Raw genomic sequence first — 18,345 nt, 5'->3', positions numbered from 1 at the left:
GGGTGCGGGGGCTCAGAACTTGAGGCCGCCGATCATGCCCGCCACGTTGGTCGTGAGGGTGCTGATGGAAGGAGCGATGGACGAGCTCGCCAGGTAGAAGCCCAGGAGCGCACAGACCGCCGCATGTCCAGCCTTCAACCCGGATTTCCGGATGAGAAGGAAGACGACGATCGCCAGCAGCACCACCACGGAGATCGAGAGTGCCACGGCGGTTCACCTCCACACTTCTTGGTCGGACTTCTTCGGTCGGTTTGCCCTGAGCGGTTCTGGCAAGGAGCAGACAGCATGTGCCGGACGGATGCATACCCACCCAGCGCTACGGATCATAACTATCCGTGCCATCGCATCGATCGGCGGACGGAGGCACGAGGGGGGCGCACAGCGCTAGTTTCGGCCTCATGACCTTGTCTCGACAGCAGCCCGCCACACCCTCGGCCGGGCTCTCCTTCCCCCGCCAGCACGCCCGGACCCAGCGGTTCGCCCTGGGGGTCCCGCGCGGTTTCTCGGTCTCCCCGGACGGGGAGCGGGTGGTGTTCGTCAGATCCGTCTCCGGCACGGACCGTTCGCACCGGCTCTGGGTGCTCGACCTGCCGCCGGGCGGCGCGCCGGCGGAACGGGTGGCGGCCGACCCGGAGGTGCTGCTCGCGGGCGCGGAGGAGGAGTTGTCCCCGCAGGAGCGGGCGCGCCGGGAGCGGAGCCGGGAGGGCTCGGCCGGGATCGTGGCGTACGCGGTGGACGGGGCCGTGGAGCTGGCGGCGTTCTCCCTGTCCGGGCGGCTGTTCGCGGCGGAGCTGCGGGCGGGCACGGCGCGCGGGCTGCCGGTGCCGGGCCCGGTGATCGACCCGCGCCCCTCGCCGGACGGGCGGTTCGTGGCGTACGTGGCGGAGGGCGCGCTGCGGGTGGTGGGCGCGGACGGCTCGGGCGACCGGGCGCTGGCCGTTCCGGAGGAGCCGGGCGTCTCCTACGGATTGGCCGAATTCATCGCCTCGGAGGAGATGGGGCGGTACCGCGGCCACTGGTGGTCCCCGGACTCGGACCGGCTCCTCGTGGCGCGGGTGGACGACCGGGCGGTGCGGACCTGGTGGATCGCGGACCCGGCGCACCCGGAGCGGGAGCCGCAGCGGGTGGGGTACCCGGCGGCGGGCACGGACAACGCGGAGGTGCGGCTGTTCGTCGTGGGCCTCGACGGGTCGCGCACGGAGGTGGAGTGGGACCGGGAGCGGTACCCGTACCTGGCGCGGGTGCACTGGTCGGCGGCCGGGGCGCCGCTGCTGCTCGTCCAGACCCGGGAGCAGCGGGAGCAGGCGCACCTGGCGGTGGACCCGGCGACCGGGGCGGTCTCGACCGTGCTCGTGGAGGAGGACCCGGCGTGGCTGGAGCTGCTTCCGGGGGTGCCGGCGTGGAGCGCGGACGGGCGGCTCGTGCGGATCGCGGACGTCGCGGACGGGGGCGCGGACGAGGACACGGGCGACGGCGGGGCGCGGGTCCTGGCCGTCGGGGACCGGGCCCTGACCGACGGGCGGCTGCACGTCCGGGCGGTGCTCGACGCCGGTCCGGACGACGTCCTCGTGTCGGCGTCGGCGGGTGCGGGCGCGGCGGCGCCGGAGACCGGCGAGGTCCACGTCTACCGGGTGACGGAAAAGGGCGCCGAGCGGGTCTCCGAGGGCGTCGGCGTGCACGCCGCGGTGCGCGCGGGGGCGGTGACCGTCCTGGTGTCGGCGCGGCCCGGGGAGCCGGGGAGCACGGCGCTGGTGCTGCGGGACGGCGAGCGGGTCGCGACGGTCGCCTCGCACGCGCAGCGGCCGGTGATCTCCGCCCGGGTGCGGCTCGCGGAGGCCGGGGCGCGGCGGATCCCGTGCGCGGTGCTGCTGCCCTCGGGGTACGAGGAGGGGGACGGGCCGCTGCCGGTCCTGATGGACCCGTACGGCGGCCCGCACGGGCAGCGGGTGGTCGCCGCGCACAACCCGCACCTGACGTCCCAGTGGTTCGCCGATCAGGGCTTCGCCGTGGTCGTGGCGGACGGGCGCGGCACTCCGGGCCGCTCCCCCGCCTGGGAGAAGGCGATCCTGCGCGACCTGACGCCGACGCTCGACGACCAGGTGGAGGCGCTGCACGCGCTCGCCGGACGCTTCCCGCTCGACCTGGGGCGGGTGGCGGTCCGGGGCTGGTCGTACGGCGGCTACCTGGCGGCGCGGGCGGTGCTCCGGCGGCCGGACGTCTTCCACGCGGCCGTCGTCGGGGCGCCGGTGACGGACTGGCGGCTCTACGACACGCACTACACGGAGCGGTACCTCGGGACCCCGCAGGACGACCCGGAGGTGTACGCGGCGCAGTCGCTGCTCACCGACGACGGGCTGTCGTCGCCGGAGGTGCCGGTGCGGCCGATGCTGGTCGTGCACGGGCTCGCGGACGACAACGTGGTGGTGGGGCACGCGCTGCGGCTCTCCTCCGCGCTGCTCGCGGCGGGCCGGCCGCACGAGGTGCTGCCGCTGTCGGGCGTCACGCACATGACGCCGCAGGAGCAGGTGGCGGAGAACCTGCTGCTGCTCCAGGTGGACTTCCTGAAGCGGTCCCTCGGCCTCGACCGGGGCTGAGCCCGGGTCACCAGCCGGGCGGCCGGGGGTGCGGCGGGGGCGGCGGCGCTCCCGCCGGCGGGTACGGGCCGGGGGCGGGGGCGGGGGCGCCGCGCCCGGCCAGGAGGGCGAGGACGGCGGCGCCCGCGAGGAGTCCGAGGACGGAGGCGAGGACGGCCGCCCGGTGCGCGGCGTGCAGGTCCGCGAGGTGGGCGAGCGTGCCGTACCGGACGGCCACGGCGGTCCCGGCGAGGCCGTCGGCGGCCAGGAGCGCCCCGGCGAGCAGTCCGAAGGCGCGGCTGTGGCGGGCCCGCGCGAGGGCGGAGACGGCGGCCGTGGCGCACAGCGCGACGAGGACGACGGACAGCCAGCCGGGCGGGGGCGCGAGGGCCGCCTCGACGACGGACCGGCCGCCGGTGAACCGGTCGACGGTGATCTCCAGGGGCAGTTCGGCGAACCGGTACAGCTCCCGGCCGGCGGTGGTGACGGCGGCGACGGCGAGGAGGATGCCGGCGGCGACGGCGGGGCCGCCGCGGGGTCGGGCGGGGAGCGGCTCGTACGGGACGTCGGCCGGGCGGCGGCCGACGGCGGCGACGAGGACGAGGCCGGCGGCGAGGGCCAGTTCGAGGAGGACGGTGGCGAGGATCCCGCCGCCGGACGCCCAGAGGACGGGCAGGCGCAGGGCGAGGGTGACGGCGCCGGTGGCGGCGAGCGCGGAGGCGGCGTGCCGCGAGCGGAGGGCGGCGACGGCGGAGGCGGCGGAGGCGACGAGGAGCACGGGGTCGAGCAGCGAGGTGGCGGCCCGCCCCCGGGCGAGGAAGAACGGGTCTCCGGCCCAGTACCACGCGAGGTCGGCGGGCGAGCCGAGCGCGGCGAGGTCCCTGAGGACCCACACGGTGGCGACGAGGACGAGCGCGCCGCAGAGCGCGGCGCCGGTGAGTCGTGCCGGTCGTGTCACAGTCACGGCTTCGATACTCACGGTCGCGAACGGCCGAGACAAGCGGTTCCGGATACCCGGAGGGGCGGGGGCGGCCGGCCGGGGCGCGCGCGGCGCCCCGGCCGGCCCACGGCACCCGCACGGCCGTACGGTGTGCAGCCTGTCGCGTCCGTATATCGGAGCCGAGTCGGGCGGGTTGCCCCGGTGTTAAGGCGTGCCGGGGGGCGGGGGGCCCGTCTCCGGTGGGTCCGTCTCCGGGGCCTCGTCGTCCGGGCGGAGGAGGTGGCTGCCGCCCGGGGGCGGCGGGTCGCCCTTCTCCGGGTTCGGAGCGCCGGCCCCCGGCGTGTCCCCCGGCTTCTCCAGGACCGCCCGGTGCTCCTCCGCGACCACGTGCTTCTCCTCCGCGAAGTGGCAGGCGGAGTCGTGGCGGGCCGGGCTGTCGGTGAGGCGGAAGACGGCCGGGACCGCCAGGAGGGGGACCTCCTGGGCGCAGCGCTCCCGCGCCTTCCAGCACCGGGTGCGGAAGCGGCAGCCGGAGGGGATGTCGGCCGGGGAGGGCACGTCGCCGGTGAGGATGATCCGCTCGCGGTGGGCGCGCGCCTCGGGGTCGGGGACGGGGACGGCGGAGAGCAGCGCCTGGGTGTAGGGGTGGGTGGGGTGGTCGTAGATCTGCGCGTCGGTGCCGATCTCGACGATCCGGCCGAGGTACATGACGCCGACCCGGTCGGAGATGTGCCGCACGATGGACAGGTCGTGGGCGATGAAGACGTACGACAGGGAGAACTCGGACTGGAGCTGTTCCAGGAGGTTGACGACCTGGGCCTGGACGGAGACGTCGAGGGCCGAGACCGGTTCGTCCGCGACGATGACCTCGGGCTGGAGGGCGAGGCCGCGGGCGATGCCGATGCGCTGGCGCTGGCCGCCGGAGAACTGGTGCGGGTAGCGGTTGATGTACTCGGGGTTGAGACCGACGACGTCCAGGAGGTCCTGGACCTTGCGGCGCCGGTCGCCCTTGGGCGCGACCTCGGGGTGGATCTCGTACGGCTCGCCGATGATGTCACCGACGGTCATGCGCGGGTTGAGCGAGGTGTACGGGTCCTGGAAGACCATCTGGATGTTGCGGCGGACCGCCTTGAGGGCGCGCGCGGAGAGCTTGGTGATGTCCTCGCCCTTGTAGCGGATGGTGCCGGAGGTGGGCCGTTCCAGGTTGACCAGCATCTTCGCGACGGTCGACTTGCCGCAGCCGGACTCGCCGACGATGCCGAGGGTCTCGCCGGCGACGAGGTCGAAGTCGACGCCGTCGACGGCCTTGACGGCGCCGACCTGCTTCTTGAAGAGGATGCCCTGGGTCAGCGGGTAGTGCTTGTGGAGGTCCCGGACTTCGAGAATCGCCTCAGCCATGGAGGCACTCCTTCCAGAAGTGGCAGGCGCTGGCGCGCGGCACCGGGGACCCGGTCACCTCGTACAGCGGGGGCTCGTCGGTCCGGCAGACGTCCTGGGCCATCGGGCAGCGCGGGTTGAAGGCGCAGCCGGGCGGGATGTGCAGCAGGTTGGGCGGCAGGCCCTTGATCGCGTAGAGGTCCTGGCCCTTCTGGTCCAGGCGTGGGATCGATTCGAGGAGGCCCTTGGTGTAGGGGTGGGCGGGGGCCTTGTAGATCTCGTGGACGGGGGCCCGCTCGACGATCCGGCCCGCGTACATCACGGCGATCTTGTCGGCGACGTCGGCGACGACGCCGAGGTCATGGGTGATGAGGATGAGTCCCATGTTGAGCTCGCGCCGGAGCTCGGCGAGGAGGTCCATGACCTGGGCCTGGACGGTGACGTCGAGGGCGGTGGTGGGCTCGTCGGCGATGATCAGCTCGGGTTCGAGGGCGAGCGCCATGGCGATCATGATGCGCTGACGCATGCCGCCGGAGAACTGGTGCGGGTACTGGCCGACGCGTTCCTTGGCGGCGGGGATGCGGACCCGGTCCATCAGTTCGACGGCCTTGGCCCTGGAGTCCTTCCGGGACATGCCCCGGTGGACCTGGAACATCTCGCCGAGCTGGTCGCCGACACTGAGGACGGGGTTGAGGGAGGACAGCGCGTCCTGGAAGACCATCGCCATCTTGGCGCCCCGGATCCTGCGCCGCTCGTCCTCCTTGAGCTTGAGGAGGTCCTGGCCCTGGAAGAGGATCTCGCCCCGGGTGATCCTCCCCGGCGGGACGTCGAGGATGCCCATGACGGCCTGGGCGGTGACGGACTTGCCGGAGCCGGACTCGCCGAGGACGGCGAGGGTCTCCCCCGCGTCGACGGAGTAGTCGACGCCGTTGACCGCCTTGGCCACCCCGTCCCGGGTGTGGAACTCCACGTGCAGGTCGCGCACTTCGAGCAGCATGGATCCCTACCTCAGCTTGGGGTCGAGGGCGTCGCGGACGGCGTCGCCGAGCATGATGAAGGCGAGCACCGTGACGGCCAGCGCGCCGGCCGGCCAGAGCAGCATGTGCGGGGCGTTGCGGATGTACGGCGAGGCCGCGGAGATGTCGATGCCCCAGGAGACGGTCGGGGGCTTGAGGCCGACGCCGAGGAAGGAGAGGGTCGCCTCCAGGGAGATGTACGTGCCGAGGGCGATGGTGGCGACGACGATCACGGGGGCGACGGCGTTGGGCGTGATGTGCCGGAGGAGCATCCGGGAGTTGGAGGCGCCGAGCGCGCGGGCCGCCTGGACGTAGTCGTTCTGCTTGGCGGTGATGACGGAGCCGCGGGCGATGCGGGAGATCTGCGGCCAGCCGAGCAGCACCATGAAGCCGATGACGGGCCAGACGGTGTTGTTGCTGACGACGGAGAGCAGGACCAGACCGCCGAGGACGACGGGGATGGCGAAGAAGATGTCGGTGATCCGGGAGAGGAAGCCGTCCCAGGCGCCGCCGTAGAAGCCGGCGAGGCCGCCGAGGACGGAGCCGAGGAGGGTCACGCCGAGGGTGGAGAGGACGCCGACCTCGATGGAGGCCCTGGCTCCGTAGACCGTGCGGGTGTAGACGTCGCAGCCCTGGCCGTTGAAGCCGAAGGGGTGGCCGGGCTGGGAGCCCTCCTGGGCCTTGGAGAGGTCGCAGTCCAGCGGGTTGCCGCTCGCGATGAGCTGCGGCCAGATCGCGATGACCACCAGGAAGACGATGACCAGGCCGGAGACGATGAAGATCGGGTTCCGGCGCAGGTCGTGCCAGGCGTCGGACCAGAGGGAGCGGGCCTTCTTCTCGGGGCCCGTGCCGTCGGGGCCGCCGGGGACCCTCTCCAGGGTCTCGGCCTCGGACATCGCGAGGTCGGTGGCGCCGCCGGCCCCGGTCGAGGCGATGGCCGACCCTTCGTCGTGGTGCTCGGGCATCTCAGGCATAGCGGATCCTCGGGTCAAGGACGGCGTACAGGAGGTCGACGAGCAGGTTGGCGACCAGGAAGACCAGGACGAGGACGGTCACGAAGCCGACCACGGTCTGGGTGTTCTGGCGGAGGATGCCCTGGTAGAGCTGGTAGCCGACTCCGTGGATGTTGAAGATCCGCTCGGTGACGATGGCGCCGCCCATGAGCGCGCCGACGTCGGTGCCGATGAAGGTGACCACGGGGATGAGGCTGTTGCGCAGCAGGTGCCGGGTGACGACCCGGCGGCGGGGCAGTCCCTTGGCGACGGCCGTGCGGACGTAGTCGGCGCGCTTGTTCTCGGCGATCGAGGTCCGGGTGAGCCGGGTGACGTAGGCGAGCGACACGGAGGCGAGGACGAGGCCGGGGACGATGAGTTCGTCGAAGGTGGCGGCGGAGGAGACCGAGGGGTCGATCCACTTCCACTTGACGCCGAAGAGGAGCTGGACGAGCAGGCCGGTGACGAAGGTCGGGACGGAGATGACGACCAGGGTGAGCAGCAGCACGCCGGTGTCGACGGGGCGGCCGCGCTTGAGGCCGGTGAGGACGCCGAGGCTGATGCCGATGACGATCTCGAAGAGGATCGCGACGAGGGTGAGCCGGATGGTGACCGGGAAGGCGTTGGCCATCAGCTCGGTGACCTCCTGGCCGTTGAAGGCCGTGCCGAAGTCGCCGGTGAAGACGTTGCCCATGTAGGTCAGGTATTGCTGCCAGACCGGCTTGTCGAGGCCGAACTCCTTCTTGAGCTGGGCGGCGGTCGCCGGGTCGCACTGGCGGTCGCCGCACAGTCCGGCGACGGGGTCGCCCATCACGTTCACCATCAGGAAGATCAGCAGCGTGGCGCCGAAGAAGACCGGGATCATCTGCAGCAGTCGCCGGATCACGTATCGACCCATGGGGGGCTCCGGGGGTTGGCTCCGGGGGGATTTGGCTCCGGGGAGGGGTGCGGGAAGGCGTACGGCCCGGCGCGGAGGTCCGCGGGCCGGGCCGTGCGCCGTCGGCCTGCCGGGAGGGCGCCCGCCGTGCTCGTGCGGCGGGCGCCCCCCGGGGTCAGCCGACCTTGATCTGGTCGTAGACCGGGACGCTGAAGGGGTTCAGGGTCACGTTGCTCACGCGCTCCGAGTAGCCCGCGCTGCCGTTCTGGTACCAGAGCGGGATGGCGCCCATGTCGTCGCGGAGGACTTCCTCGGCCTGCTGGAAGATCCCGACGGCCTTGGCGGTGTCGGCCTCGGCGTTGGCCTGGTTCACCAGCTTGTCGAACTCGGGGTTCGTCCACTTGCCGTCGTTGGACGAGGCGTTGGTGTAGTACAGCGGCTGGAGGAAGTTCTGGATGAGCGGGTAGTCCATCTGCCAGCCGGCGCGGAACGGGCCGGTGAGCTTCTGCGTGGTGACCTGGTTGCGGTAGTCGGCGAAGGTGCCGACGGGGTTGCCGACGCAGGCGCGGTCGTTGCCGAGGGCGCGGTTGATGGAGTTGCAGACCGCGTCCACCCACTCCTTGTGGCTGCCGGTGTCGGCGTTGTACGAGATCTTCATGGTGCCGCCGGGGATGCCGCCGCCCTCGGCGACCAGCTTCTTCGCCTCGGCGGCGTCGTACTTGCAGAGGTCGCCGCAGACGTCCTTGAAGCCGCCCTCCTCGCCGAGGACGGGCGAGGTCCAGTCGACGGCCGGGGTGCGGGTCTTCTGGAAGATCGTCTCGGTGATCTGGTCGCGGTCGATCGCCCGTGACAGGCCCTGGCGCAGCTTCGCCTGGTTCGGCTTGTTCCAGTTCGCGTCGTAGAACGGGAACGAGAGGGTCTGGATGATGCCGGCGGGCACGTTGAGGTACCGGTCGCCGAGGTCGGCCTCGACGTTCTTGAGCTGCGCGGCGGGGACGTCGTCGACGAGGTCGAGGTTGCCGGCGATCAGGTCGGTGTAGGCGGTGTTGTTGTCGGTGTAGACCTTGAGGGTCACGCCGCCGTTCTGCGCCTTGTCGGTGCCGGGGTAGGCGTCCCACTTCTTCAGGACCATCTGGGACCCCTTGGAGTAGGAGTCGATGGTGTACGGGCCGTTGCCGACGGGCTTCGAGAGCCAGCCGGCGTGGTCGCTGAAGAAGGACTGGGGCAGCGGGGCGAAGGCCGCGTAGCCGAGGGTGACCGGCCAGGTGGAGAACTTCTGGGTGAGCTTGACCGTGAAGGTGCGGTCGCCGGTGACCTTGAGGCCGGACATGGTCTCGGCGGTGGGCTGGCCCTTCTCGGGGTGGACCTGGTCGTAGCCCTCGATCTGGCCGAAGAAGTAGGCGTTCTTCTGGTTGTTCTTCAGGTGGGCGCCGTAGTTCCAGGCGTCGACGAAGGACTTGGCGGTGACCTTCTCGCCGTTGGAGAAGGTCCAGCCGTCCTTGACGGTGATGGTGAAGTTGGTGGAGTCGGTGGTGTCGATCTTCTCGGCGAGCATGTCCTTGGCCTCGCCGGTCTTGGGGTCGTACTGCTTGAGCCCCCGGAAGATCATCGACAGGACCTTGCCGCCCTGCACCTCGTTGGTGTTGGCCGGCTCCAGCGGGTTCTGGGGGTCGCCCCACGAGGAGGACACGACGCCGTCCGCCCCTCCGCCGCCGCCGCTGTCCCCGCCGCCGCAGGCGGTCGCCGCGAGGGCGACGGCGGTGGCCAGAGCGGCCCACTTGGCGTGCGTGGCTCCGCGCATGGAGTGCCTCCCGTATGTACCGATTCACACTGAGAGCCCCAATATCACCCCGCATCAGTGCGCCTGCATGTTGTCGGCGCCCATCAGTGCGACGGCGCGCGCCGGGCCGGGAGGACGCGAAAACGGCCGGCTCCCGGCGCCGTGGGGCGCCGGGAGCCGGCCGTGCGGAACCGCGCGGAGCGTCAGTGCGCCGGGACGACCTGCTTCTCCTCGGCGAAGTGGCACGCCGAGAAGTGGGCGGCCGGAGTGTCCTGGCCCTTGAAGACGGACGGCACCGCGAGGAGCGGGACCTCCTGGGCGCAGCGCTCCTGCGCCTTCCAGCAGCGGGTGCGGAAGCTGCATCCCGACGGCGGGTTCGCAGGCGACGGGACGTCACCGGTGAGGATGATCCGCTCGCGGTGCGCGCGGGCCTCCGGGTCCGGCACCGGCACCGCGGAGAGCAGCGCCTGCGTGTACGGGTGCGTCGGGTGCTCGTAGATCTCGGTGTCCGTACCGATCTCGGCCATCTTGCCGAGGTACATGACGCCGACGCGGTCCGAGATGTGCCGGACGATCGACAGGTCGTGCGCGATGAAGAGGTAGGAGAGGTTGAACTCGTCCTGGAGCTTCTCCATCAGGTTGATGACCTGGGCCTGGACGGAGACGTCCAGGGCCGAGACCGGCTCGTCGCAGATGATGATCTCGGGGTTGAGCGCGAGGCCGCGGGCGATGCCGATGCGCTGGCGCTGACCGCCGGAGAACTGGTGCGGGTACCGGTTGATGTACTCCGGGTTCAGGCCGACGACGTCCAGGAGCTCCTGCACCTTGCGGCGCCGGTCGCCCTTCGGGGCCACCTCGGGGTGGATGTCGAAGGGCTCGCCGATGATGTCGCCGACCGTCATGCGCGGGTTGAGCGAGGTGTACGGGTCCTGGAACACCATCTGGATGTTGCGGCGGACCGCCTTCAGCGCGCGCCCGGACAGCTTGGTGATGTCCTGGCCCTTGTAGAAGACCTCGCCGGCGGTGGCCCGCTCCAGGTTCATCAGGAGCTTGGCGACCGTGGACTTGCCGCAGCCGGACTCGCCCACGATGCCGAGGGTCTCGCCCTGGTAGAGGTCGAAGGAGACCCCGTCCACGGCCTTGACCGCGCCGACCTGCTTCTTGAAGAGGATTCCCTGCGTCAGCGGGAAGTGCTTCTTCAGTCCGCGCACCTGGAGGATCGGCTCGCCCCGCCCGACGGGGGCGTCGAGGGCGGTGACCAGAGCCTCTTCGTTGGCGGCGGCCACGGCCTCGTCGTTCTTGCCGAGGTCAGCCATGGATCGTCTCCTTCCAGAAGTGGCAGGCGCTCTTGCGGCCCGGAAGGTCCGTGCCGTCCTGCTCGGTGACCGGCGCCAGGGCCGGGATCTCCGTGCGGCAGATGTCCTCGGCCTTGGGGCAGCGCGGGTTGAAGGCGCAGCCGGTGGGCACGCGGAGCAGGTTGGGCGGCAGGCCCTTGATCGCGTAGAGCTCCTGGCCCTTCTGGTCCAGGCGCGGGATCGAGTCCAGCAGACCGCGGGTGTACGGGTGGGCCGGGCGCTTGTACAGCTCGTGCACGGGCGCCTGCTCGACGATCCGTCCGGCGTACATCACGGCGATCTTGTCCGCGACGTCGGCGACGACGCCGAGGTCGTGGGTGATCAGGATCAGGCCCATGTTGTATTCCTGCTGGAGCTCCGCGAGGAGGTCCATGACCTGGGCCTGGACGGTCACGTCGAGAGCCGTGGTGGGCTCGTCGGCGATGATCAGGTCCGGCTCCAGGGCCAGCGCCATGGCGATCATGATGCGCTGGCGCATGCCGCCGGAGAACTGGTGGGGGTAGTCGGAGACCCGGGCCTTGGCCGCCGGGATCTTGACCTTGTCCATCAGCTCGATGGCCTTGGTCCTGGCGTCCTTCTTGGACAGGCCCTGGTGGACCCGGAACATCTCGCCGAGCTGGTAGCCGACGTTGAGGACCGGGTTCAGGGAGGACAGCGCGTCCTGGAAGATCATCGCGATCTTGCGGCCGCGGATCTTCCGGCGCTCCTCGTCGGACATCTTCAGCATGTCCTGGCCGCGGAAGAGGATCTCGCCCTTGGGGATCCTGCCGGGGGGCATGTCGAGGATGCCCATGACGGCCTGGGCGGTGACGGACTTGCCGGAACCGGACTCGCCGAGGACGGCGAGGGTCTCGCCGGCGTTCACCGAGTAGTTGACGCCGTTGACCGCCTTGGCCACACCGTCACGGGTGTGGAACTCCACGTGCAGGTCGCGGACTTCGAGCAGCGGGCCGGTGCCGGACCCGTCGCGCGGCGCGGGGACGGCCGCGGTCTTGTCGATGATGCTCATCTTTTACGCCCTCCTCAGCGCAGCTTGGGGTCGAGGGCGTTGCGGACGGCTTCGCCGAGCATGATGAACGCCAGAACGGTGAGGCTCAGCATGATCGACGGGTACAGCAGGATGTGCTGCGACGTACGAATCGCCTGAACACCCGCGGAGATGTCGACACCCCACGAGACGGTCGGGGAGGCGAGGCCGAGCCCCAGGTAGGACAGGGTCGCCTCGGCGGAGATGTAGCCGCCGAGGGCGATGGTGGCGACGACGATCACCGGGGCCATGGCGTTCGGCAGGATGTGCCGGAAGAGGATCCGGTTGGTGCCGGCGCCGAGCGCCTTGGCGGCGTGGACGTAGTCGGCCTGCTTGACCGTGATCACGGCGCCGCGCATGACGCGGGCCATCTGCGTCCAGCCGAGGAAGGCGAGGGCGAAGACGACGACCCAGACGGTGCGCTCGACGAAGGCCTGGAGGACGACCATCGCGCCGAGCAGGAAGGGGATGCCGAAGAAGACGTCGGTGAGGCGGGAGAGGAGCGCGTCCACCCAGCCGCCGAAGTAACCGGCGATCATGCCCATGGCGCCGCCGACCACGGTGACGATCAGGGTGACGCAGACGCCGACGATGATCGAGGCGCGGGTGCCGTAGATCAGGCGGGCGTAGACGGAGCGGCCCTGGATGTCGTAGCCGAGCCAGCCGGCGGAGCCGACGTCGCCGAGTTCGGGCTTGCCGACGTAGTGCTTGACGAGGTCGCCGGCCGTGGGCGAGGCGCTGGTGAACAGCCCCGGGAACGCGGCGATGAGCAGCAGGAAGAAGATCAGCACCGACGACACGAGGAAGTACGGGTTGCGGCGCAGGTCGCGCCACGCGTCGCCCCAGAGGGAGCGGGGCTTCTCCGCCTTGGGCGGCTGGGGGGCGGACGCCTCCACCGGAGGGGTGGTGACGGCGTCCACCGACGCGGCGGCCGCGGTCTTGGTCACGTCAGGCATACCGGATCCTCGGGTCCAGGACCGCGTACAGCAGGTCGATGAGCAGGCTGGTGATGAGGTAGACGACCACCAGGACGGTGACGAGACCGACGAGGGTGCTGCCCTCGCGGCGGGTGATCGACTCGTAGATCAGACCACCGACACCCTTGACGTTGAAGATGCCTTCGGTGACGACCGCGCCGCCCATCAGGGCGCCGATGTCGGTGCCGAGGAAGGTGACGACGGGGATCATCGAGTTGCGCATGAGGTGGACGCCGATGATGCGGCGCTTCGGCAGGCCCTTGGCGACGGCCGTGCGCATGTAGTCGGCGCGCAGGTTCTCCGCCATGGAGGTGCGGGTGAGCCGCGCCACATAGGCGAGGGAGAGACCACCGAGGACGATGGCGGGGGCGATCATCTCGGACAGCAGCTGGTCGTTGCTGACGTTCGGCTCGATCCAGCCGAGCTGGAAGGCGAACACCATCTTGATCAGGAAGCCGAGCACGAAGACCGGGATCGAGATGATCAGCAGGGTGAAGATCAGGATCGCGTTGTCGGCCATGCGTCCGGCGCGGAGGCCGGCGATGATGCCGAGGCTGAGGCCGAAGACGAGCTCGAAGGCGAAGGCGAGGGCCGCCAGCTGGATCGTGACGGGGAACGCGTCACCCAGGACCTCGGTCACAGGCCGGTCGTTGCGGATCTGCGTGCCGAAGTCGAAGTGGAAGACGATTCCACTGATGTAGTCCCAGTACTGCTTCAGGATGTGCTGGTCGAGACCGAGCTTGTGTCTGATCTCCGCGATGGTCGCGGGGGACGCCCCCTTGTCTCCGAACAGACCGGCCACGGGGTCACCGGGCAGGCTGTAGACCATGAGGAAGATCAGCAGGGTTGTCCCGAAGAAAACCGGGATCATCTGGAGCAGTCGTCGTGCGACATAGCGCCCCATCATGCCTCCGTTGAGATGTGACGGCCGCAGCCGAGGGCCCCTCCACGACGGCGCACCGCCCGGATTCGGGCAGCACGGTGCCGCGGAAGGGCCCCCCAGCCGCTGCGTAAGGCGCCGAGACGGGACTGACGATCCGTCAGTCCCGTGACGGCTTGCGGACTACGCTTTCGGGTTTACTTGTGGACCTCGACGCCGGTCAGGATCGGGTCGCCGTCCTGACCGTAAGCCACGCCCGAAACCTTCTCGGAGTAGCCCGCGTTGACCTTGTAGTACCAGAGCGGGATGGACGGCATGTAGTTGACCAGGTCCTTCTCGATGGCCTGGAACTCCTTGACCGACTCGTCCAGCGTGGGAGCGGAGTCCGCCTTCGCGATCTTGGCGTCCAGCTCCTTGTTGGAGAAGCCACCCTGGTTGCCCGCCGCACCCGTGCGGAACAGGTCCGAGATGAAGTTGGCGTTCACCGGGTAGTCGAGCACCCAACCGGAGCGGTAGAACGACTTGACCTGCTTGTTCTTGCGGGCCTGGAGGTCGGCCTGGAAGTCCGGCTTGCCGTCACCGGTGCAGGCGACGCCCGTGGACTGGGTGATGGAGTTGCAGACCGCGTCCACCCACTCCTTGTGACCGCCGTCGGCGTTGAACTGGATGGAGATCTTGTTGCCGGGGACGCCGCCGCCGGCCTTGATGAGCTCCTTGGCCTTGGCCGGGTCGAACTTGGTGACGTCGACCGCGTTCGGCTGGTAGCCGAGCACACCCTTGGCGACCCAGCCGGAGGCGGGCTCGCGGGTGCCCTGGAGCACCGTCTTGGTGATGGTGGCGCGGTCGATGGCCATCGAGATGCCCTGGATGACCTTGGGGTCGACCTGCTTGGGCTTGCTCCACTGGTCGGCGTAGAAGGCCACGGCGACGGTCTGGATCGCGGAGTACGCCTGGTCGACGGCGCGGTCGCCGAGGTCCTGGCGGTAGACCGGGAGGTCCTTCGGGGCGAGCTGGCGCAGGACGTCGACGTTGCCCGACTTCAGGTCCTCGTAGGCGGCCTCGAGGGTGGTGTAGTTCTTGAAGACCACACCGCCGTTCTTCGCCTTGTTCGGGCCCTTGTAGTCGTCGTAACGGACGATCTCGATCTGCTTCTTGTGGTCCCAGCTCTTGAACTTGTAGGGACCGTTGCCGATCGGCTTCTGGCCGGCGGCCTTGGTGTCCTTGTAGAACGCCTCGGGCAGCGGAGCGAAGACGATGTAGGCGAGCTTGTGGCCGAAGTACGGGACGGCCTTCGACAGCTCGATGGTGAAGGTGTTCTCGTCGACGACCTTCAGACCGTCCAGCTTGTCGGCGGTGGGCTGCGCGCCCTCGCCCTCGGGGCTGAGCTTCTCGAAGCCCTTGATGTCGGCGAACCACGAGTTGAGACCCATGGCGTTCTTGACGTTGGCGTTCCAGTTCCACGCGTCCACGTAGGACTTGGAGGTGACCGGGGTGCCGTCGTGGAAGGTCCAGCCCGGCTTGAGCTTGACGGTCCACGTCTTCGAGTCCGTCGTGGTGACCGACTCGGCGTTGATCATCTCCAGCGAACCGTCGGCCTTGTAGTCGACCAGGGTCGAGAACAGGCCGGCCATGACCGCGGAGCCGTTGGACTCCATCGTGTCACCGGTGTACAGGGGCTTCTCGGGCTCGCCGAGCTCGATGGAGAAGATTCCGTTCGGGTCAACAGCGCCCTTGGCGTCGCTGCCGCCGTCGCTCTTCCCCCCGCCACAGGCGGTCGCAGCAAGGGCGACGATGATCGCGCCCGTTACCCACTTGGCGCTCTTGGCACCGCGCATGGGTTCCTCCTCATGAGTCCACTTTGTCACTACAAGAGGGGCACTCCGAGTTTCGCCGACACCCCTGACGGCTATGCACTCAAGTGCCCCGAGTGTGCTCGTGAGTCGGCACTCCCCACAGTGCGTGACCCATTGACCCGAGCTCAATGGAGCCAACTATTAAGTACGTCCGGGCCGTAAACCACACTTAAGTGGTCTCGTTTTGACAACATCACCACCCCCCGAGGTACCGAAATCCGGACAAAGTGAGTCCAGACAGACACCCCCGAAACGGACTGTTAATACACGTTCCGGAGAGCGATGACCGGTATCCGGACGCCGGATCTCTGAATTCGACTTGACGGCCGGTCCCGGAGCGGCCCTTCCCCACGGCCCCTCGGAGGCCCCCGGAGCGACCCCCGCGACGGCCTCGGCCGCCGATCTTCGCAGGTGGCCCCGGTGGCGCCGCCGGGACGCCCCCGCACCGGCCCGCCGGCGGACCGCCCGGCGTCCGGCCCGGCACGGGGGGCCTCCGCCCGGCACGGGGGCACGACTGAGCCCCGCCGGCACCGGCGGGGCTCAGGTCACGCGGTCAGGACCGGTCGAACCGGTTCCGGATCAGGCGTTCTTGGCGCGGGAGGACGCGCGGCCACGCGCGTTCTGGTCCAGGATCACCTTGCGGATGCGCACGGCCTCCGGGGTCACCTCGACGCACTCGTCGTCGCGGCAGAACTCCAGGGACTGCTCCAGGGAGAGCTTGCGCGGCGGGACGATCGCCTCGAAGGAGTCGGCCGAGGAGGAGCGCATGTTGGTGAGCTTCTTCTCCTTGGTGATGTTCACGTCCATGTCGTCGGAGCGCGAGTTCTCGCCGACGATCATGCCCTCGTACACCTCGGTGCCGGGGTCGGTGAACAGGACGCCGCGCTCCTGGAGGTTGGTCATCGCGAAGGCGGTGACGGCACCGGCGCGGTCGGCGACGAGCGAGCCGTTGTTACGGGTCGTCAGCGTGCCGAACCACGGCTCGTGGCCCTCGTGGATCGAGTGGGCGATGCCCGTGCCGCGGGTGTTGGTGAGGAACTCCGTACGGAAGCCGATGAGGCCGCGGGACGGGACGACGAACTCCATGCGGACCCAGCCGGAGCCGTGGTTCGACATGTTGTCCATGCGGCCCTTGCGGACGCCCATGAGCTGCGTGACCGCGCCCATGTGCTCCTCGGGGACGTCGACCGTGAGGCGCTCGACGGGCTCGTGGACCTTGCCGTCGACGAGCTTGGTGACGACCTGCGGCTTGCCGATGGTCAGCTCGAAGCCCTCGCGGCGCATCTGCTCGACCAGGATGGCGAGCGCGAGCTCGCCGCGGCCCTGGACCTCCCAGGCGTCCGGGCGCTCGGTGTCGAGGACGCGGAGCGAGACGTTGCCGATGAGCTCGCGGTCCAGACGGTCCTTGACCTGGCGGGCGGTGACCTTGCGGTTCTTGACGGCGGCCTTGGCGTCCGCGCCCTTGCCCGTGCCGCCGCGGCCGACGAGGGGCGAGGTGTTGGTGCCGATGGTCATGGAGATGGCCGGCTGGTCGACCGTGATCAGCGGCAGCGCGATCGGGTTCTCCGGGTCGGCCAGGGTCTCGCCGATCATGATGTCGGGGATGCCGGCGACGGCGCAGATGTCACCGGGGCCGGCGACCTCGGCCGGCTTGCGGGTGAGCGCCTCGGTCATCATCAGCTCGGTGATGCGGACGTTGGAGATCGTGCCGTCCCGCTTGATCCACGCGACCGTCTGGCCCTTGCGCAGCTCGCCCTGCTCGACGCGGAGCAGCGCGATGCGGCCGAGGAAGTTGTCGGCGTCGAGGTTGGTGACGTGCGCCTGGAGCGGCGCCTCCTCGTCGTACACCGGGGCGGGGACGTGCTCCAGGATGGCGTTGAAGAACGGCTCCAGGTTGTCGCTGTCCGCGGGGACGGTGCCGTTCTCCGGCTTGGTCAGCGAGGCGATGCCGTCACGGCCGCAGGCGTAGACGATCGGGAACTCGATCTGGTCCTCGTCCGCGTCCAGGTCCAGGAACAGGTCGTAGGTCTCGTTGACGACCTCGTCGATCCGGGAGTCCGGGCGGTCCGTCTTGTTGATGCAGAGGATGACGGGCTTGCGCTGCTGGAGCGCCTTGCGCAGCACGAAGCGGGTCTGCGGGAGCGGGCCCTCGGAGGCGTCCACGAGGAGGACGACCGCGTCCACCATCGACAGACCGCGCTCGACCTCGCCGCCGAAGTCGGCGTGGCCGGGGGTGTCGATGATGTTGATCGTGACCGGGGCCCCGCCGTCCTTGGGGTGGTACTTCACCGCCGTGTTCTTGGCGAGGATCGTGATGCCCTTCTCACGTTCCAGGTCGTTCGAGTCCATCATGCGGTCGTCGAGCTGCTGGTGGGCGGCGAAGGCACCGGCCTGCTTGAGCATGGCGTCGACGATGGTCGTCTTGCCGTGGTCGACGTGGGCGACGATGGCGACGTTGCGGATGTCGTGGCGCGTGGGCATGGGTGGCTTGCGCTTCTCTCGGATCGTGGGAATCGGCGTCAGTTCCTCTTACGCCCGCCGGGCGGACGCGCCACGGCTACCTCCCATGGTACGGGGCCGCCGTGCAAGAGGCTTCCCCGCCCGGGTTCCGAGAGGGTCTACTGAGAGGTTTCGAGGGTGTGGGGGAGGTCGTGCGGCCGGGTCAAGGGGCCGTCGCGATCCTGCCCGCCGGGGAGGC

At 70.0% G+C, this 18,345-nt stretch carries 14 protein-coding genes; 1 reads left to right on the top strand and 13 read right to left on the bottom strand.

From position 1 onward, the window contains the following. Nucleotides 1-12: 12 nt before the first annotated feature. Entirely contained in the window at nucleotides 13-207 is a 195-nt protein-coding gene (locus tag ACIQKA_RS02075; RefSeq protein WP_015035959.1) for a hypothetical protein, read from the bottom strand. A gap of 191 nt (nucleotides 208-398) precedes the next feature. Here ACIQKA_RS02075 and ACIQKA_RS02070 point away from each other — a divergent pair, with 191 nt between their 5' ends. After that, entirely contained in the window at nucleotides 399-2,594 is a 2,196-nt protein-coding gene (locus ACIQKA_RS02070) for a prolyl oligopeptidase family serine peptidase (RefSeq protein WP_383448974.1), read from the top strand. 7 nt (nucleotides 2,595-2,601) lie between these two features. Here the strand turns inward: ACIQKA_RS02070 and ACIQKA_RS02065 are convergent, their stop codons facing one another. From ACIQKA_RS02065 to typA, 12 genes are all read right to left on the bottom strand, one after another. Next, nucleotides 2,602-3,537, bottom strand: coding sequence for a hypothetical protein (locus tag ACIQKA_RS02065; protein ID WP_402539675.1), 936 nt, complete (start codon nucleotides 3,535-3,537; stop codon nucleotides 2,602-2,604). Between the two features lie 180 nt (nucleotides 3,538-3,717). Further along, nucleotides 3,718-4,911: an ABC transporter ATP-binding protein gene (locus tag ACIQKA_RS02060; protein ID WP_383160401.1), complete on the bottom strand. Its 1,194-nt coding sequence runs from the start codon at nucleotides 4,909-4,911 to the stop codon at nucleotides 3,718-3,720. Next, on the bottom strand, nucleotides 4,904-5,887 hold the full coding sequence (locus ACIQKA_RS02055) for an ABC transporter ATP-binding protein (protein ID WP_383160404.1): 984 nt from the start codon (nucleotides 5,885-5,887) through the stop codon (nucleotides 4,904-4,906). Before ACIQKA_RS02055 ends, ACIQKA_RS02060 begins: the two co-directional genes overlap by 8 nt. Before the next feature lie 6 nt (nucleotides 5,888-5,893). Beyond that, on the bottom strand, nucleotides 5,894-6,880 hold the full coding sequence (locus tag ACIQKA_RS02050) for an ABC transporter permease (protein ID WP_383160407.1): 987 nt from the start codon (nucleotides 6,878-6,880) through the stop codon (nucleotides 5,894-5,896). Next, nucleotides 6,873-7,796, bottom strand: a complete 924-nt coding sequence (locus tag ACIQKA_RS02045; protein WP_383160409.1) for an ABC transporter permease — start codon at nucleotides 7,794-7,796, stop codon at nucleotides 6,873-6,875. The genes ACIQKA_RS02050 and ACIQKA_RS02045 overlap by 8 nt, the downstream gene beginning before the upstream one ends. A 154-nt stretch (nucleotides 7,797-7,950) precedes the next feature. Continuing rightward, nucleotides 7,951-9,576 carry an ABC transporter substrate-binding protein gene (locus tag ACIQKA_RS02040; protein WP_383160410.1) on the bottom strand — a complete coding sequence of 542 codons (1,626 nt, stop codon included), beginning with the start codon at nucleotides 9,574-9,576 and terminating at the stop codon, nucleotides 7,951-7,953. A 182-nt stretch (nucleotides 9,577-9,758) separates the two neighbouring features. Beyond that, a complete protein-coding gene (locus tag ACIQKA_RS02035) occupies nucleotides 9,759-10,871 on the bottom strand; it encodes an ABC transporter ATP-binding protein (protein WP_383158865.1) in 1,113 nt (370 codons plus the stop codon). Further along, on the bottom strand, nucleotides 10,864-11,919 hold the full coding sequence (locus ACIQKA_RS02030; protein ID WP_383158863.1) for an ABC transporter ATP-binding protein: 1,056 nt from the start codon (nucleotides 11,917-11,919) through the stop codon (nucleotides 10,864-10,866). Before ACIQKA_RS02030 ends, ACIQKA_RS02035 begins: the two co-directional genes overlap by 8 nt. A 14-nt stretch (nucleotides 11,920-11,933) precedes the next feature. Next, on the bottom strand, nucleotides 11,934-12,893 hold the full coding sequence (locus ACIQKA_RS02025) for an ABC transporter permease (protein ID WP_383158860.1): 960 nt from the start codon (nucleotides 12,891-12,893) through the stop codon (nucleotides 11,934-11,936). After that, complete coding sequence (locus ACIQKA_RS02020) at nucleotides 12,886-13,818, bottom strand: ABC transporter permease (protein WP_383158868.1); 933 nt, start codon at nucleotides 13,816-13,818, stop codon at nucleotides 12,886-12,888. The genes ACIQKA_RS02025 and ACIQKA_RS02020 overlap by 8 nt, the downstream gene beginning before the upstream one ends. A gap of 173 nt (nucleotides 13,819-13,991) precedes the next feature. Beyond that, the gene (locus ACIQKA_RS02015) at nucleotides 13,992-15,629 is read right to left on the bottom strand and encodes an ABC transporter substrate-binding protein (RefSeq protein ID WP_383158858.1); all 1,638 of its coding nucleotides are present in this window, start codon (nucleotides 15,627-15,629) and stop codon (nucleotides 13,992-13,994) included. 597 nt (nucleotides 15,630-16,226) lie between these two features. Next, nucleotides 16,227-18,128 carry a translational GTPase TypA gene (gene typA / locus ACIQKA_RS02010; RefSeq protein ID WP_402539670.1) on the bottom strand — a complete coding sequence of 634 codons (1,902 nt, stop codon included), beginning with the start codon at nucleotides 18,126-18,128 and terminating at the stop codon, nucleotides 16,227-16,229. Nucleotides 18,129-18,345 lie beyond the last annotated feature (217 nt).

Source organism: Streptomyces sp. NPDC092045 (genome assembly GCF_044756005.1).
In the GTDB taxonomy this organism is placed as follows: domain Bacteria; phylum Actinomycetota; class Actinomycetes; order Streptomycetales; family Streptomycetaceae; genus Streptomyces.
Note: the sequence above shows the minus strand (reverse complement) of the source record. Positions and strands in the feature narration are given on the sequence as shown.

Bases quoted from the DNA above. Each gene is read 5' to 3' on its own strand.
- ACIQKA_RS02040 (WP_383160410.1), bottom strand. From the start codon at position 9,576: ATGCGCGGAGCCACGCACGCCAAGTGGGCCGCTCTGGCCACCGCCGTC.
- ACIQKA_RS02060 (WP_383160401.1), bottom strand. From the start codon at position 4,911: ATGGCTGAGGCGATTCTCGAAGTCCGGGACCTCCACAAGCACTACCCG.
- ACIQKA_RS02015 (WP_383158858.1), bottom strand. From the start codon at position 15,629: ATGCGCGGTGCCAAGAGCGCCAAGTGGGTAACGGGCGCGATCATCGTC.
- ACIQKA_RS02030 (WP_383158863.1), bottom strand. From the start codon at position 11,919: ATGAGCATCATCGACAAGACCGCGGCCGTCCCCGCGCCGCGCGACGGG.
- ACIQKA_RS02025 (WP_383158860.1), bottom strand. From the start codon at position 12,893: ATGCCTGACGTGACCAAGACCGCGGCCGCCGCGTCGGTGGACGCCGTC.
- ACIQKA_RS02020 (WP_383158868.1), bottom strand. From the start codon at position 13,818: ATGGGGCGCTATGTCGCACGACGACTGCTCCAGATGATCCCGGTTTTC.
- ACIQKA_RS02070 (WP_383448974.1), top strand. From the start codon at position 399: ATGACCTTGTCTCGACAGCAGCCCGCCACACCCTCGGCCGGGCTCTCC.
- ACIQKA_RS02050 (WP_383160407.1), bottom strand. From the start codon at position 6,880: ATGCCTGAGATGCCCGAGCACCACGACGAAGGGTCGGCCATCGCCTCG.
- ACIQKA_RS02035 (WP_383158865.1), bottom strand. From the start codon at position 10,871: ATGGCTGACCTCGGCAAGAACGACGAGGCCGTGGCCGCCGCCAACGAA.
- ACIQKA_RS02045 (WP_383160409.1), bottom strand. From the start codon at position 7,796: ATGGGTCGATACGTGATCCGGCGACTGCTGCAGATGATCCCGGTCTTC.
- typA (WP_402539670.1), bottom strand. From the start codon at position 18,128: ATGCCCACGCGCCACGACATCCGCAACGTCGCCATCGTCGCCCACGTC.
- ACIQKA_RS02055 (WP_383160404.1), bottom strand. From the start codon at position 5,887: ATGCTGCTCGAAGTGCGCGACCTGCACGTGGAGTTCCACACCCGGGAC.